Origin of the sequence: Hephaestia sp. MAHUQ-44 (assembly GCF_023806085.1) — a bacterium.
In the GTDB taxonomy this organism is placed as follows: domain Bacteria; phylum Pseudomonadota; class Alphaproteobacteria; order Sphingomonadales; family Sphingomonadaceae; genus Sphingomonas.
Window position 1 is genome coordinate 53,460 of record NZ_JAMSLX010000013.1, and the last position, 13,934, is coordinate 67,393.

At 66.2% G+C, this 13,934-nt stretch carries 15 protein-coding genes, 1 tRNA gene and 1 pseudogene; 8 read left to right on the forward strand and 9 right to left on the reverse strand.

All coding sequences use genetic code 11. The annotated features are described in order from the left end of the window. Nucleotides 1-96 precede the first annotated feature (96 nt). The 6 genes from dxs (at nt 97) to proC (ending at nt 5,178) form a co-directional block, all read left to right on the forward strand. Entirely contained in the window at nt 97-2,022 is a 1,926-nt protein-coding gene (gene dxs / locus NFE57_RS13370) for a 1-deoxy-D-xylulose-5-phosphate synthase (RefSeq protein WP_252136084.1), read from the forward strand. Nucleotides 2,023-2,024: 2 nt separating this feature from the next. Next, the gene (locus tag NFE57_RS13375; RefSeq protein WP_252136085.1) at nt 2,025-2,756 is read left to right on the forward strand and encodes a TlyA family RNA methyltransferase; all 732 of its coding nucleotides are present in this window, start codon (nt 2,025-2,027) and stop codon (nt 2,754-2,756) included. An 84-nt stretch (nt 2,757-2,840) separates the two neighbouring features. Then, nucleotides 2,841-3,395, forward strand: a complete 555-nt coding sequence (locus NFE57_RS13380; RefSeq protein ID WP_252136086.1) for a TspO/MBR family protein — start codon at nt 2,841-2,843, stop codon at nt 3,393-3,395. A 45-nt stretch (nt 3,396-3,440) separates the two neighbouring features. After that, nucleotides 3,441-3,728: an accessory factor UbiK family protein gene (locus NFE57_RS13385; RefSeq protein WP_252136087.1), complete on the forward strand. Its 288-nt coding sequence runs from the start codon at nt 3,441-3,443 to the stop codon at nt 3,726-3,728. A 137-nt stretch (nt 3,729-3,865) separates the two neighbouring features. Further along, nucleotides 3,866-4,372 (forward strand): type III secretion system chaperone family protein, encoded by a 507-nt coding sequence (locus NFE57_RS13390; RefSeq protein WP_252136088.1) that lies wholly within the window; start codon nt 3,866-3,868, stop codon nt 4,370-4,372. Then, nucleotides 4,372-5,178 carry a pyrroline-5-carboxylate reductase gene (proC, locus tag NFE57_RS13395; protein WP_353653930.1) on the forward strand — a complete coding sequence of 269 codons (807 nt, stop codon included), beginning with the start codon at nt 4,372-4,374 and terminating at the stop codon, nt 5,176-5,178. Before NFE57_RS13390 ends, proC begins: the two co-directional genes overlap by 1 nt. 109 nt (nt 5,179-5,287) lie before the next feature. Here proC and NFE57_RS13400 read toward each other — a convergent pair whose 3' ends face one another. Further along, the gene (locus NFE57_RS13400) at nt 5,288-5,776 is read right to left on the reverse strand and encodes a MarR family winged helix-turn-helix transcriptional regulator (protein ID WP_252136090.1); all 489 of its coding nucleotides are present in this window, start codon (nt 5,774-5,776) and stop codon (nt 5,288-5,290) included. Between the two features lie 90 nt (nt 5,777-5,866). Here NFE57_RS13400 and NFE57_RS13405 point away from each other — a divergent pair, with 90 nt between their 5' ends. Beyond that, nucleotides 5,867-6,955 (forward strand): branched-chain amino acid aminotransferase, encoded by a 1,089-nt coding sequence (locus NFE57_RS13405; protein WP_252136091.1) that lies wholly within the window; start codon nt 5,867-5,869, stop codon nt 6,953-6,955. A 69-nt stretch (nt 6,956-7,024) separates the two neighbouring features. Next, nucleotides 7,025-7,099 (forward strand) — tRNA-Gln (locus NFE57_RS13410). A gap of 570 nt (nt 7,100-7,669) precedes the next feature. Here the strand turns inward: NFE57_RS13410 and NFE57_RS16800 are convergent. The 8 genes and pseudogenes from NFE57_RS16800 to trbL form a co-directional block, all read right to left on the reverse strand. Continuing rightward, nucleotides 7,670-8,653: pseudogene (locus tag NFE57_RS16800) on the reverse strand (recombinase family protein); the annotation flags it as partial. Nucleotides 8,654-8,800: 147 nt separating this feature from the next. After that, the gene (locus NFE57_RS13420) at nt 8,801-9,004 is read right to left on the reverse strand and encodes a hypothetical protein (protein WP_252136093.1); all 204 of its coding nucleotides are present in this window, start codon (nt 9,002-9,004) and stop codon (nt 8,801-8,803) included. Beyond that, complete coding sequence (locus NFE57_RS13425) at nt 9,004-9,324, reverse strand: DUF736 domain-containing protein (protein WP_252136094.1); 321 nt, start codon at nt 9,322-9,324, stop codon at nt 9,004-9,006. Before NFE57_RS13425 ends, NFE57_RS13420 begins: the two co-directional genes overlap by 1 nt. A gap of 2 nt (nt 9,325-9,326) precedes the next feature. Beyond that, nucleotides 9,327-9,536 carry a DUF2274 domain-containing protein gene (locus NFE57_RS13430; RefSeq protein ID WP_252136095.1) on the reverse strand — a complete coding sequence of 70 codons (210 nt, stop codon included), beginning with the start codon at nt 9,534-9,536 and terminating at the stop codon, nt 9,327-9,329. A 13-nt stretch (nt 9,537-9,549) separates the two neighbouring features. Next, nucleotides 9,550-10,803 (reverse strand): TraB/TrbI/VirB10 family type IV secretion system protein, encoded by a 1,254-nt coding sequence (locus NFE57_RS13435; protein WP_252136096.1) that lies wholly within the window; start codon nt 10,801-10,803, stop codon nt 9,550-9,552. Next, nucleotides 10,800-11,777: a P-type conjugative transfer protein TrbG gene (gene trbG / locus NFE57_RS13440; protein WP_252136097.1), complete on the reverse strand. Its 978-nt coding sequence runs from the start codon at nt 11,775-11,777 to the stop codon at nt 10,800-10,802. Before trbG ends, NFE57_RS13435 begins: the two co-directional genes overlap by 4 nt. Continuing rightward, nucleotides 11,774-12,553 (reverse strand): conjugal transfer protein TrbF, encoded by a 780-nt coding sequence (gene trbF / locus NFE57_RS13445; RefSeq protein ID WP_252136098.1) that lies wholly within the window; start codon nt 12,551-12,553, stop codon nt 11,774-11,776. Before trbF ends, trbG begins: the two co-directional genes overlap by 4 nt. After that, on the reverse strand, nt 12,554-13,930 hold the full coding sequence (trbL, locus tag NFE57_RS13450) for a P-type conjugative transfer protein TrbL (RefSeq protein WP_252136099.1): 1,377 nt from the start codon (nt 13,928-13,930) through the stop codon (nt 12,554-12,556). Between the last annotated feature and the right edge of the window lie 4 nt (nt 13,931-13,934).

A 13,934-nucleotide genomic window follows, 5' to 3' on the forward strand; every position in this document is an offset into this window, starting at 1 on the left:
GCTGCGCTTTCGGTTGCGATCGCGCCGCGGTCAAGAAACGGTGCAGCTTCTTTGTCCCAATCGACACCTCGATCGGACTGGTCTAGACGCCTCATAATGACCGATCTTCCCGAAACGCCGTTGCTCGATACGGTATCGACACCCGCGGATTTGCGTGGGTTGAAGCCCGGCCAGCTCCGGCAGCTCGCCGACGAACTGCGCGCCGAGACGATTTCCGCCGTTGGGGCGACGGGCGGGCATCTCGGCTCGGGGCTGGGCGTGGTCGAACTGACAGTGGCCATCCATTACGTCTTCGATACGCCGCGCGACCGGTTGATCTGGGACGTCGGCCACCAATGCTATCCGCACAAGATCCTGACCGGCCGCCGCGACCGTATCCGCACGCTCAGGCAGGGCGGGGGGCTGTCTGGCTTCACCAAGCGCAGCGAGAGCGAATACGACCCGTTCGGCGCGGCGCATTCGTCGACCTCGATCTCGGCGGCGCTGGGCTTCGCGGTGGCGAACAAGCTCGCTGACCGGCCGGGCAAGGGCATCGCCGTCATCGGTGACGGCGCGATGTCGGCGGGCATGGCCTACGAAGCGATGAACAATGCCGAGCAGGCGGGCAACCGGCTGATCGTGATCCTCAACGACAACGATATGTCGATCGCGCCGCCGGTGGGCGCGCTCTCGGCCTATCTCGCGCGGTTGATCTCGTCGTCCGAATATCTGGGGCTGCGCAGCCTTGCGAGCCGGGTCGTCAAGAAGGTGTCGCGCCGCGTCCACCAGTCGCTCGGCAAGGCCGAGGAATATACGCGCGGGATGGTGACCGGCGGCACGCTGTTCGAGGAACTGGGCTTTTATTATGTCGGCCCGATCGACGGCCATAATCTCGATCACCTGATCCCTGTGCTCGAAAATGTGCGCGACACCGAGGAAGGGCCGATCCTCGTCCATGTCGTGACCAAGAAGGGCAAGGGCTATGCCCCGGCCGAGAATGCGGCGGACAAATATCACGGCGTCCAGCGGTTCGACGTCATCACCGGCGCGCAGGCCAAAGCGCCGCCGGGGCCGCCGAGCTATCAGAATGTGTTCGGCGAAACGCTCGCGAAACTCGCCGATGCCGACGAACGGATCTGCGCGATCACCGCGGCGATGCCGTCGGGGACAGGCGTGGACAAGTTCGCGAAGGCGCATCCGGATCGCGCGTTCGACGTCGGGATCGCCGAGCAGCACGCGGTGACCTTCGCTGCCGGGCTCGCCGCGCAGGGGATGCGGCCGTTCTGCGCGATCTATTCGACCTTCCTCCAGCGCGCCTACGATCAGGTGGTCCACGATGTTGCGATCCAGAATCTGCCGGTACGGTTCGCGATCGACCGCGCCGGGCTGGTCGGCGCCGATGGCGCGACCCACGCGGGCAGTTTCGACATCACCTATCTGGCGACACTCCCCAATTTCGTGGTGATGGCGGCCGCCGACGAGGCCGAACTCGTCCACATGACCTATACCGCCGCCGAGCATGACAGCGGCCCCATCGCGCTACGCTATCCGCGCGGCGCGGGAACCGGCGTGGCCTTGCCCGCGACGCCGCACTTGCTCGAGATCGGCAAGGGACGGATCGTGCGCGAGGGCAAGAAGGTCGCGATCCTGTCGCTCGGCACGCGGCTCGCCGAGGCGCTCAAGGCGGCCGACGTGCTCGATGCCAAGGGACTGTCGACGACGGTCGCCGATCTGCGCTTCGCCAAGCCGCTCGATCAGGCGCTGATCCGCAAGTTGCTGACCACGCACGAGGTGGCGGTGACGATCGAGGAAGCTGCCGTCGGTGGTCTGGGTGCGCACGTCCTCACCTATGCCAGCGACGAGGGGCTGATCGATTCGGGGCTCAAGCTGCGGACGATGCGGCTGCCCGACCGCTTTCAGGATCAGGACAAGCCCGAGAAGCAATATGCCGAAGCCGGGCTGGACGCCGATCACATCGTCGCGACGGTGCTGGCGGCGCTGCGCCACAATTCGGGTGGCGTCGCGGAGGGCGCGCGGGCATAGCCGTGCCGAAACAACGCATCGATCAGTTGCTCGTCGATCGCGGACTCGCCGAATCGCGGACGCGGGCGCAGGCGCTGGTGATGGCGGGGCTCGTCTTCGTGGGCGAGCGCAAGATCGAGAAAGCGGGGCAGCAGGTCGCGGCCGATGCGGCGGTCGAGGTGCGCGGGCGCGATCATCCCTGGGTGTCGCGCGGCGGCATCAAGCTTGCGCACGGGCTCGACCATTTCGGCTGGGAGGTGGCGGGGGCGGTCGCGCTCGATGTCGGGTCGTCGACCGGCGGCTTTACCGATGTGCTGCTCAGCCGCGGTGCGGCACGCGTCTATGCGGTCGACAGCGGCACCAACCAGCTCGCGTGGAAGCTGCGGCAGGACGCGCGCGTGATCGTCCACGAACAGACCAGCGCACGTATCCTGACGCCGACGCATATCCCCGAGCCCATCGACCTGATCGTGTGCGACGCGAGCTTCATCGGGCTCGCCAAGGTGCTCGAGGTGCCGCTCGGTTTTGCGGGCGAGCAGGCGCGCGCGATGGTGCTGGTCAAGCCGCAGTTCGAGGCGGGGCGCGGCGAAGTCGGCAAGGGCGGGGTAGTGCGCGATCCTGCCATTCACGCGCGCGTTTGCGAGGAGGTCGCGGCGTGGTTTGCCGGGCAGGGCTGGCGCGTCGAGGGCGTGACGCAAAGTCCCATTACGGGACCGGAAGGCAATATCGAGTTCCTGCTCGCCGCAGGCCGTTGAACGCGGCGGGTTTTCGCGCGTCGTGGTTTCAGTGTAAGCGCAGGCCGAAGCGGGGCGTGGCTCCGGCGAACCGAAAGAGCGTGCATGACCGAGATCGCGTCCAGGGCACAATTGCGCCTGTCGTTCCTGCGTTGGGCGGTGGTGACGGTGCCGCTGATATTGTTTCTCGGCTTTTTCTCAGGCCGCCTCGTACCGGCCGGATCGGAGAATGGGTGGTATGCTGCGCTCGCCAAGCCGTCGTTGACCCCACCTGACTGGCTGTTCCCGGTCGCGTGGACGATCCTTTATGTGCTGGAAGGCGTGGCGCTGGCGATCATCCTGCATGCGCGTGGCGCGCGCGGGCGGGGGCTGGCGATCGCGCTGTTCGTGGTCCAGTTCGCGCTCAGCCTTGCCTGGACGCCGATCTTCTTCGGCGCGCACAAGGTGGTGCTCGCGCTGGCGATCATCGTGGTGATGGCGCTGCTCGCGATCGCGACGACGCTGTTGTTCGGGCGCATCCGGCGCGGTGCGGCGTGGCTGATGGTGCCGTATATCGCGTGGATATGCTTCGCCGGGATGCTCACGTTCGGCATCCATCAGCTCAATCCCGACGCACAGGGGCTTGTGCCGTCGTCCTCGACCACCCAGATCGAGCTTTGATGGCTGACGGCACCGCGCTGGTGCCACGATAGTTAAGGAACGACGATGCAGGCCGACAACAAGATATTCGACGATTTCGCGAAATTCGTGAACGGCGCCGCGGGCACCTTTGCGGGCATGGGACGTGAGGCCGAGGCCGGGATGCGCGCGCGCGCCAAGGAATGGATCGGCGGACTCGATTTCGTCAGCCGCGAGGAATTCGATGCGGTCAAGGCGATGGCAGCGGCCGCACGCGACGAGGCCGATGCGCTCAAGGTGCGGCTCGATGCGCTCGAAGCGGGCAGCGCCGCCCCCAGGAAGCCGGCCCCCAAGGCGCCGCGCAAGAAAGCCTGAGCCATCACTTTTCAACCGGAATATTGGGTTTTCCAACAGCCATATCGGGCTTTCCACAGGAATATTCGGCCGAAGGTGATTCCGCGGGTTGAAGCCCGCGGGTTCGCTTGGCACCGTTGGCTGATGGAGGCCCATTGATGCTGGATGAGAGCGATTTCGAACGCGATGATGTCGCGGCGCCGATCGACATGCTCGAAAGCTATGTCGCGGCACATGGCTGGTCGTATGAACGCCAGGACGATGAGATCATCGTCGAGGTTAAGGGAAGCTGGACTCAATATGAGCTCCGCGCGCTGTGGCGCGAGGAGGACAGCGTCCTCCAGTTCCTCGCTTTCCCGGATATCCGCGTTCCAGATGAGCGTCGCGCTGCGCTGTATGAGACGATCGGGCTGGTCAACGAGCAGCTCTGGATCGGGCATTTCGAATTGTGGTCGTCGAGCGGCATCCTGCTGTACCGCCACGCCGCGCTGATCGACGGCGTCGAAGAGGGGACGCTGTCGCTCGCCGCCGCCGAATTGCTGATCGAATCGGCGATCGACGAATGCGAGCGCTTCTACCCCGTCTTCCAGTTCGTGCTGTGGGGCGGAAAGACGCCACGCGAGGCGATCGCGGCGGCGCTGATCGAAACCCAGGGAGAAGCCTGATTTCCGGTGTTCCCACGAGTATCTGGCTGATCGGATGCGGTAATATGGCGGGCGCGATGCTGCGCCAATGGGTTGCGAGCGGGGTGGTTGATCCTGCGCGCGTGACGGTGATCGATCCGGGCGCGCCGACGCTTCCCGATGGCGTTCGTCATGTGACCGAATTGCCCGCGCAAGGATTGCCCGAGGCGGTGATGCTGGGCGTCAAGCCGCAGATGCTCGACGATGTCGCCGCCGGGCTCGCACCGCGCATCAAGGGCGTGAAGCTGCTGCTGTCGATCCTCGCCGGGGTCGAGGTGGCGGCGCTCGGCAAGCGTTTCGAGGCCGAGGCGATCGTGCGCGTGATGCCCAATCTGCCGGTCGGATTGGGCAAGGGCGTGGTCGCGCTCCACGGTGTCGACCCCGATCGTGACGCGGGGCGCACGGCAAGCGCGCTGATGGTGCCGCTCGGCCTCGTCGAGTGGATCGCGAAGGAAGACCTGTTCGACGCCGTCACCGCGTTGTCGGGCTGTGGGCCGGGCTTCGTCTATCGCTTCATCGACGCGCTTGCCGAAGCGGGCGCCGCACTGGGCCTGCCCGAGGATCAGGCGCGCCGCCTTGCGACCGCGACCGTCAACGGAGCGGCTGAACTTGCCGCGCAATCGGATGAAACCCCCGCAACACTCGCCGATCGCGTCGCCAGCCCCGGCGGCTCGACGCGCGAGGGGATGAATGTGCTCGATAAGGACGATGCGCTCAAGGTGCTGATGAAAGCCACGCTGGCGGCGGCTGAGCGGCGCAACGCGGAGATGGCGGCGGCGGCGCGCTAGTCTCGGGATTCCGGCACCGGCTCGCTCCCCACCTCCCAGTCGGCATCATGCCTTGAGAGGTGGGGGTGGAGGAGCGGGCCGGTGCCGCTTCCACCAATGTCGATCAACCTCAGTCCCTGAGCGCCTCGACGCGGGCTTTCTCGCTTTCCGGGATCAGTCCTTCCAGAACCTCCCAGAAGCCGCCCACGGCGCTTTGCCCGGCGCTGGCATAAGCGGCCGACAACCGCGCACGCATCGCTTCATACAGTTCGGATTCGAGCGCCACGCCGGTTGGGGTCAGTCGCAGCAGGCGTTGGCGGCGGTCGCGTTCGCCGGGGCGCGATTCGATCAGGTCGCGTTCCCCGAGGTCGTTGAGCACACGCCCCAGCGACTGTTTGGTGATCGCCAGCAGCGCGAGCAACTGGCTCACCGTCAGATCGGGCTGGCGGGCGATGAAATAGAGCGCGCGGTGGTGCGCGCGGCCGAGCCCTTGCGCGGCCAGCCCGCGATCGATCGATCGCGTCATGTGGCTGTAGCCGAAATAGAGCAGCTCGATTCCACGACGGATTTCGGGTTCGCGCAGGAAGAGCGGCGAGGCGGACTGAGTTGGGGCAGCCATGTTGACCGGTTTTGCCGTGATCCGTAGAAGGCTTCAACCCAAAATCATGCCCGGACGAGGACGATGCCACACGACTCACCGAGCGCGCCGATGGCGTCGCCGGCCTTTACTTTCGATCCGCATCCTTCGCCGGTCGACGCCAATGAGCGGTCGCGTCTCATCGCCGATCCGGGTTTCGGGCGTGTTTTCACCGATCACATGGTCACGATCCGCTACAGCGCCGCCAAGGGCTGGCACGATGCGCGGATCGGCCCGCGCGAGCCGCTGACGGTCGATACCGCGACCGCGGTGCTCCATTACGCGCAGGAGATTTTCGAAGGTCTCAAGGCATATCGCCTCGCCGATGGCGGTACCGCGTTGTTCCGGCCCGAACGCAACGCCGCGCGGTTCCGCGATTCGGCGCAGCGGATGGCGATGGCCGAACTGCCCGAGGCGTTGTTTCTCGAGTCGATTCGCAAGCTCGTGCAGACCGAGCGGGCGTGGATCCCGTCGCTTGATGGCGGCGCGCTGTATCTGCGGCCGTTCATGATCGCGAGCGAGGTGTTCCTCGGCGTGAAGCCATCGGCCGAATATTTGTATGCGGTGATCGCCTCGTCGGTGGGCGCCTATTTCAAGAGCGGTGCGCCCGCGGTCTCGCTGTGGATTTCCGACAAATATACCCGCGCTGCGCCCGGTGGCACGGGCGCTGCCAAATGCGGTGGCAATTACGCCGCAAGCCTCGTGGCGCAGGCCGAGGCGATCCGCCAGGGCTGCGATCAGGTGCTGTTCCTCGATGCGGCCGAACGCCGTTGGATCGAGGAACTGGGCGGCATGAACATTTTCTTCGTGTTCGATGACGGCACGATGGCGACGCCGCCGCTGACTGGTACGATCCTGCCCGGCATCACGCGCGATTCGGTGTTGCAGATCGCGCGCGACATGGGGCTCGAGGTTCGCGAGGAGCCCTATGCGATCGATCAGTGCCGCGCCGATGCCGAGAGCGGCCGCCTGCGCGAGGCGTTTGCGTGCGGCACCGCGGCGGTGATCACGCCGATCGGCAAGATGTTGTCCCGACAGGGAGAATTCACGATCGGCGGCGGTGGCCCCGGCCAGACGACGCAGCGGTTGCGCCAGAATTTGGTCGGTATCCAGACGGGAATTGTCGAGGATCGGCACGGTTGGCTCGAACGGCTCGATTGAGGCGGGGGTAAAAAGGACGAAACGCCCCTTTCCAGCCGCGCTTCATCCGACTACAGCCACCCGCTCCGTTGGGGCGTCGCCAAGTGGTAAGGCAGCGGCTTTTGGTGCCGCCATTCGCAGGTTCGAATCCTGCCGCCCCAGCCAAATCTCAGTTTGCGATTTTTGCCCCTTTTTCACCCCTTCGGGAAGGGGGTCAGGGTTGGTATTTTCAACAAGCAAATCAAAGGGTTCGTTGAAATCGGCGCGCAACTCGCCGTGAGCCCATTTGCAGTTCGAAAGTAGGAATCCGAGAAGCTCTTTTTTCTCGGACGGACGCTTCAAATCCATGATTCGATGGGCGTTCTGCGCCAGATTGAGCAGCGCGATTCCGGTTTCCAGATAACCGTCGTCTGCGGCATCCTGACGCTCGATGTCGCGCAGGCACCGATCACGCTCCTCGCGCCACTGGTGAGTCAGTCGATGGTGGAAGTCCGCGTCGATCTTGCCGTCGAGATGATCGACGTACGCCGCCTCAATCCGGGCCCTCAGGCGATCGGCCTCCGCTTGCAGCCGCGTGATCGCTTCAGATCGATCGCGAACTTCATCCGCGTGACTTTCTTTCAGCGCACGTTGGATGACAGCGAACACCTCATCATCGAAGCGAAGCTTGCCGACAAAGGCTGCGAAGTGCTCTTCCAGCACTTCCTCACGCACATAGGGTTCGCCACATTTTCCCTTGTAGCCCGTGCAGTGATAATAGACGTATTTCTTCTTCTTGACCTCACCCACCAGCGCACAGCCGCAGTGGCCGCAGGTGACCAAGCCGGTGAAGGGGAAGTCGTGCGCGCTGCCACGCACGTTGGAGGCGTTGCGGCCGTCGAGAACGTCCTGAACCGCATGCCAAAGCTCGGGCGAGACGAGCGCCTCGTGCGATCCCTTATAGGTGCGGCCCCGCCAGTCGAAACTGCCGCTATACAGGCGCGTTCGAAGGATCTTGTGGGCGGTCCCGACGCTAACGGGCGCGCCGCTCTTGCGATAAGTGAGGCCAGCAGCGCGAGCCTTTCGGACGACTTCTTTCAACGAATAGCGTCCCGTCGAATACCATTCGTACAATTGCTGCACGAGCGGGCCGAGGTTCGGGTCGATCACGATGATCTTCTTGCCGTCAGCGCCGACCGTGTTGAGGTAGCCGAGTGGTGCGGCGCTTGGCCAATACCCCTGCTCGGCCTTTTCGATCATGCCTTTGCGGACTTCTTCGGAAAGGTTGTCGATGTAGTTTTTCGCCATCAGCACCTTGATGCCGTGCATGAACTTTTCGGACGAACGAGATTCCTGGGAAAGGACGACCCCTTCCTTCGCGAAATGGATCTCCAGATTGAGCTCGTCGATCGTCACCCAATCTTTGAGGTTGCGGTACAGCCGGTCGGTCTTCTCGACGAGAATCGTGTGCACGGCCGGGTGCTTCTTGAGGTATTGGAGCATGGCGTTGAAACTGGCGCGGCCGCTCTCTTTCGCGGTTTCGATGTCGACAAATTCTTCCATGACCGTGAGGCCGTTGAGCGCCGCGTAATCGGCGAGAAGTTTTAGTTGGGCGGGGATGGAAAACCCTTCGCGGTCCTGCTCTTTCGACGACACTCGTGCATAGATGAGCGCCCGCGGCGGACCGGATTGGACGATCGGTTTGGCGTTGCTCTTTCTGCGGCCGCGACGTGAACCCATGGCGATGACTCCCAAGCTGGTTGGCGCATCGTGGGGTTTCGGCTGCTGCAGCCGAGGTGAACCGGTGAACGCGCCTGTCAAAGTTCGCCGACCCGGTTTGATCGGGCGGCGACACCGGTGGAATCATCCCCGCTCGCGGCGGGCAGGTCAATTGCGGTTGTGCGGCCGGCAAAGAATGATCCGGCAGACGTCGGTCAGATCGGCCAACATCCGTCTGGTCTCCGCCTCGGACACCTCGCGACCGTAGCGCTTGGAGAGCAATTGACGGGCGTCGTGGATCAAGGCCTCCGAGAAATGACCGCCCCGCATTCCCGGCCGCCCTGGCGCTTGTTGAGGAAGGGAGGCCTCCATCACCGCGGCTCCCGTGACGGAAGACGCCAGACCAGTTCCGCCGTCAGCCCGTCCTGCGAAGGGAATAAGGCGGCGCGCAGCGGGGTCCGCCAGGTCGGATCATAGAATTGGACCCGCAGATAGTCGCGCGGCGGATCGCCCTGTGCTCGTCCTTTCCAGGCTTGGCCCACACGGCGCCAACCCATCAGCGCAATATAGTCGGGCGATCGCTCGCTCTGGCGGTCGTCATTCGGAACCAGCCTGACCTTGCGGTCGATGGCGAGGGTGAGGATGCGGCCTTCCCATCCGCCCTGTTTGGTCAACGTGAAAAGGTTGGACATCGCTAAGCCTCCTTGCGCGCCTTGGCGAAGGCGCGGTCGCTTGAAAGGAAGGCGTCGAGCATGAAGGGGATCAGTTCGGAGACATCGACTTTCTCGCCATAGGCTTCGCGGTAAAGGTCGGCGTAGTCGGCCAACCCCCGACTGAGGTCGGGCATGACCGTGATGGTGATCTTTACCGGCGTCCGATCGGGCAGCTTTCCGAGCTTGAGCATGACGTATCTCCCGTCAGGCCGCCCACGGCCGCAGCACGAGATCCTTGTGAACGATCACGCGCAGCGGCCAGCCGGGCCGGACCCGGATGGTGGGCTGGAGGTTGAGGTTTCGGGTGACGATCTGCTGGCCGGCCTGGCTGGCCGACTGCTGGCTGGACTCGCGCACCGCGCGGACCAGGTCGCTTTCGTCGTCGAGCGTCAGCTCGGTGCCGATCCCCAGAAGGGTCGCCAGACCGACGCCCTTGAGCAGGCGCCAGGTGTGATAATCGACGCGATCCTGCAGGCCGGCGTAACCGGCGGCGTCCGTGGCCGGCAGATTGTCGATCTGGATCGAAGAGCCGTCGGGTAGGACGATTCTCTGCCAGATCAGGAGCGCCCGGCTCTGACCGAACGCGACGACGCTGTTGTAGCTGCCGATCAGCCGTGACCCCTGCGGGATCAACACGGTGCGGCCGGTGACGGTGTCGTAGACATTCTCGGTCACCTGGGCCGTCACCAGTCCCGGCAAGTCCGAGTTGAGGCCGGTGATCAGGCTGGCGGCGATGACGCTGCCCGCCATGACCTGATAGGGCGAGATCGGCGCCTGCAATCCATGGCCGTTGTAGATGTCGTCGCCCGTCCGCTGCCCAAGCACGTCCAGCTTGCGTTGCTGGTGGTTCGGGTCACGCTCGGGATCGAGGGTGAGACGGGGCCCCGCCTCGGACGGTGACGGCGGCATCTGCGTCGGTCCAGCCATCGCATCGGCCGCCGGGGCGATGGGCGCCGGCGTTCTGGCCGCCGACTGGGCGATCACGCCGGCCTCGCGCGCCTGATGGACCTGGGCGGCAAGCCGCTGACGCTCGGCCTCCGCGGCCTGTTCCTGCGGCGTCATCGCCGTCGCAGGGCTCTCCTGACTCGGTCCGCCTTCGGCTTCGAGCTGCCGTTGTCGATCGAGGACCGCCCGTCCGAGATCGCCGGGAAGCGGCGGTCCCAACGGCGGGACCGCGCCGTAGTCGCCCGGCAGCTCTGCGACGGCATCGGCGGGCGAAGGACGGATGGCGGTCGCGCGATCGTCGGCTTGATCCGCGATGCGGATGGCGCTCGTTCCCAGCGCCATCCAGGCGACGCCGGCGATCGCCAGCGCGCCGGCGGCCGCGCCGCCGATGACGACGCCGCGCTTGAACCGCACGATGCGGCGTGGTGCTGCGCGAAGGGTCAAGGTTTCGGGCCGGGCCTTAGGCGGCGGCGGAGTGTCCGATCCCGGCGGATCGACGGACGGGTCGCTCATCGCCGCGCCCTCGCGTACTGGCTGTCCGTGCGGCTGATCCGCACCACCTGCTGCGGGGCCTCGCCCAACCTCAGTTCGGCGGCCGAGAACAGCCGGTCGACGATGTAGTGGTGGCCGCTGACGCGGTAGTTCACCAGTTGGGCCTCGCCTAGCGGCCCGACCACGAACAGCGGCGGGGCCTCGCCCTGATCGAGCCGGTCGGGAAACTCGATATAGACCTTCGCGCCGTCATCAAAGGCGCGCACCGGCCGCCACGGCGGCGTATCGCCCGTGATGGCGTAGCGGAACCGCAGATTGGTCAGCGCTACATGGTCGGCGACCGCACGGCCCTCGTCAGCGCGGACGTTCTGCCGCTGGAGCGCGAGAAGGCGGTCGGCGGGGTAGGTCCACGACACCGCCGCCATCGCGGTGGCGTCAGTGCTTTCCAGCGCCAGATGATAGGCGCGCCTGTTCGTGGTGATCACCATGTTGGTGGCGAGGCCCGGCGCGACAGGTTTTACCAGCACATGGACGCGGGCGTCGGCGCCCGATCCGCTGCTGGTGTCGCCGATGATCCAGCGGACGGTGTCGCCCGCCGAGACCGCGATGAGCGTTTCCCCGGGTTGAAGGGCGATGTCACTGACCCGTTCGGGCGCTGCGTAAAGCCGATAGAGCGCCCCTTCGGTCCAGGGATAGATCTGCACCGCGTTGACGTAACCGGCGCTCGATGGCTCCTGGGTAGCAGCGCGGTTGGCCGCTTCAACGCGCGCGGTCGGCGGCCTCGTGTCCGGCCGCACCGACGGGGGCGGTTGAAGCTGACCCGGCAGCGGCAAGGGCACGGGGGTCTCGACGATTTCCACGGCGGCAGGCGGCTCGTGCGTGATGATGGCCTGTCTGAATTCGGCGGTGTCGTAGGTGACGGCGGGGGGCCGGGCGTTGGCGGCGCAGGCGGCGAGCGTCAGCGCGGAGGCGCCGGCCACAAGCGGACGGATCATGGTGTGTCTCCTTCAGGCTCAGGGATGACGGTGGTCGAGATCTCCGGATCGGCCGTCGGTCCGCGCGGCCGCTGAGGGGCGGCAGGCGGGGCGGCGTCGAGCTCGCGCGACCAGTCGACGGCCTCGACGAACAGGCCGAGCGGGTTTCGGCGCAGGGCGTCGGCGGTACGGGGCGGCTGGATCATGACCGTCAGCATGGCGGTCCAGCGCTCGGTTCGGGCGAGGCTGCCGCGCTCATAGGTCTTCTCGATCCATTTTACCTGGAAGCTGCGGTCCGAGGCGCGCACCACGCTCGTCACCTGAACAGACACGCTGCGGCGGCCGATCCCGGCGAACGGGTCGTTGGCGCGAGCGTAGTCGTTGAGGAAGATCGCAGCCCGGTCGGTCGCGAAGTCATAGGCGTCGAGCCAGCTCTTCTTCACCAGCACCGGATCGGTGGAGACCGACCGGACGTTGATGACGAAGCGACCGAGATGCCAGGCGATCTGGCCGTCGGTCGGCCTGTAGTTCTGGATCGCCGGCGCGACGGCCCGGGCTTCTCCCAGCCGGTCGACCTCGATGACGTAGGGCGTGACGCGGCTCTGCATCGATTGCCAGACATTGCCGACGGCGAGGCCGCCCGCCAGCGCGACGCAGCCGAACGCGATCAGCCGCCAGCTGCGCGCCTGGACCCGAGCCGAGCCGATGCGCTCGTCCCAGAGCTGGCCCGCGCGCTGGTAAGGCGTCTCCGGTTCGGGCGTCCGGCCGTACCGTTGGAGCGATCGTTTGAAGAGCATCTAATCCTCCTTGAGGCTGGGATTGACGCCCGCGCCGCCGCGGTCGCCGTCCTTGAGGGTTTGAAGCGCGAGATGGCGGCGGTGCCGGGCGATCTGGTCGGCGTGGAGACGACGCGCCCAGGCCGGAGCGGCACTCGATGCGTCCGAGCCGCCGCCTGCGGCCGGCGCGGCTTGACCGCCGGAGGGCGTCGCGCTGGCGCTTGGCGATGATTTGGGCGACGCGCCGCCGGTCGCCTTCCAGGCCGCCTCGCGACCATGCTGTGCGCTCTGGCGAAGCGACGCCATTCCACGACCGGCCATGCCGCGCACGCGCTGGCCCGCCGCCCCCCTGGCGGCGCGCGCGACGCCGCCCAAGCCGGCGGCGGCCCGGGACGCGCCGGTCGCGCCCGATGTCGCCGCGCCAAGTTGATAGGAGGCGCTCGCCGCCGATCCCATCGCGGTGCCGGCGCGCAGCGCCGCCATGCCGCCCGATGCGGCCGCGCCGAGCGCGCGGGCGCCCAGCGCCGCGCCGCCCATGCCCATGATCGCCGCGCCGGCCATGGTGCCGACGGCGGCGCCCGCGCCAAGCTGCGGTGCGCCTGAGACCAGGCCTGCGGCGATGCCAGGGCCGAAAATGCCCAGGCCCAGCAGGGAGAGAGCGCCGAGGACCAGCGTCATGGAGGAGGCGATGTCGGGCTCGCCGCCGCCAGCGGCGATGAAGCTGTCGAAAAAGCCGGCGCCGATGCCGACGATGACCGCCAGCACCATGACCTTGAGGCCGGAGGAGATGACGTTCCCGAGCACCCGTTCGGCCAGGAAGCTCGTCTTGTTGAACAAGGCGAACGGCACCAGCACGAACCCGGCGAGGGTCGTCAGCTTGAACTCGATGATCGTGACGAAGAGCTGGATCGCCAGGACGAAGAAGGCGAGCACCACCAGCAGCCAAGCGATCAGCAGGACCAGGATGGTCAGCAGATGGCCGAACACCTGCGGGAAGCCGAGCATGTCGGAAATGGCCTCGACCAGCGGCCAGGCGGCTTCGAAGCCGATGCTGGCCAGCTTGCCGGGCCGAAGCAGGTCGTCGGCCGAGAGCCCGCCGCCGCCCGCGGTGATCCCGAGGCCGGCGAAACTGCGATAGACGGCGTCGCTCAGGTACTGGAAATTGCCCAGGATCAGGGCGAAGACCCCGACGTAGAGGATCTTCTTGAGGAAACGGCCGAGGACGTCGCGCTCGCCGTCCATCGCCCACCACAGACCGGCCAGGGTGATGTCGATGCCGATCAGGATGGTGGTGAGGAAGGCGACATCGCCGCCCAGGAGGCCGAACCCGCTGTCGATATAGGCGGTGAAGGCGGCCATGAAGCGGTCGATGATGTTGAGGTCTGGGACCGGGTCCATGACG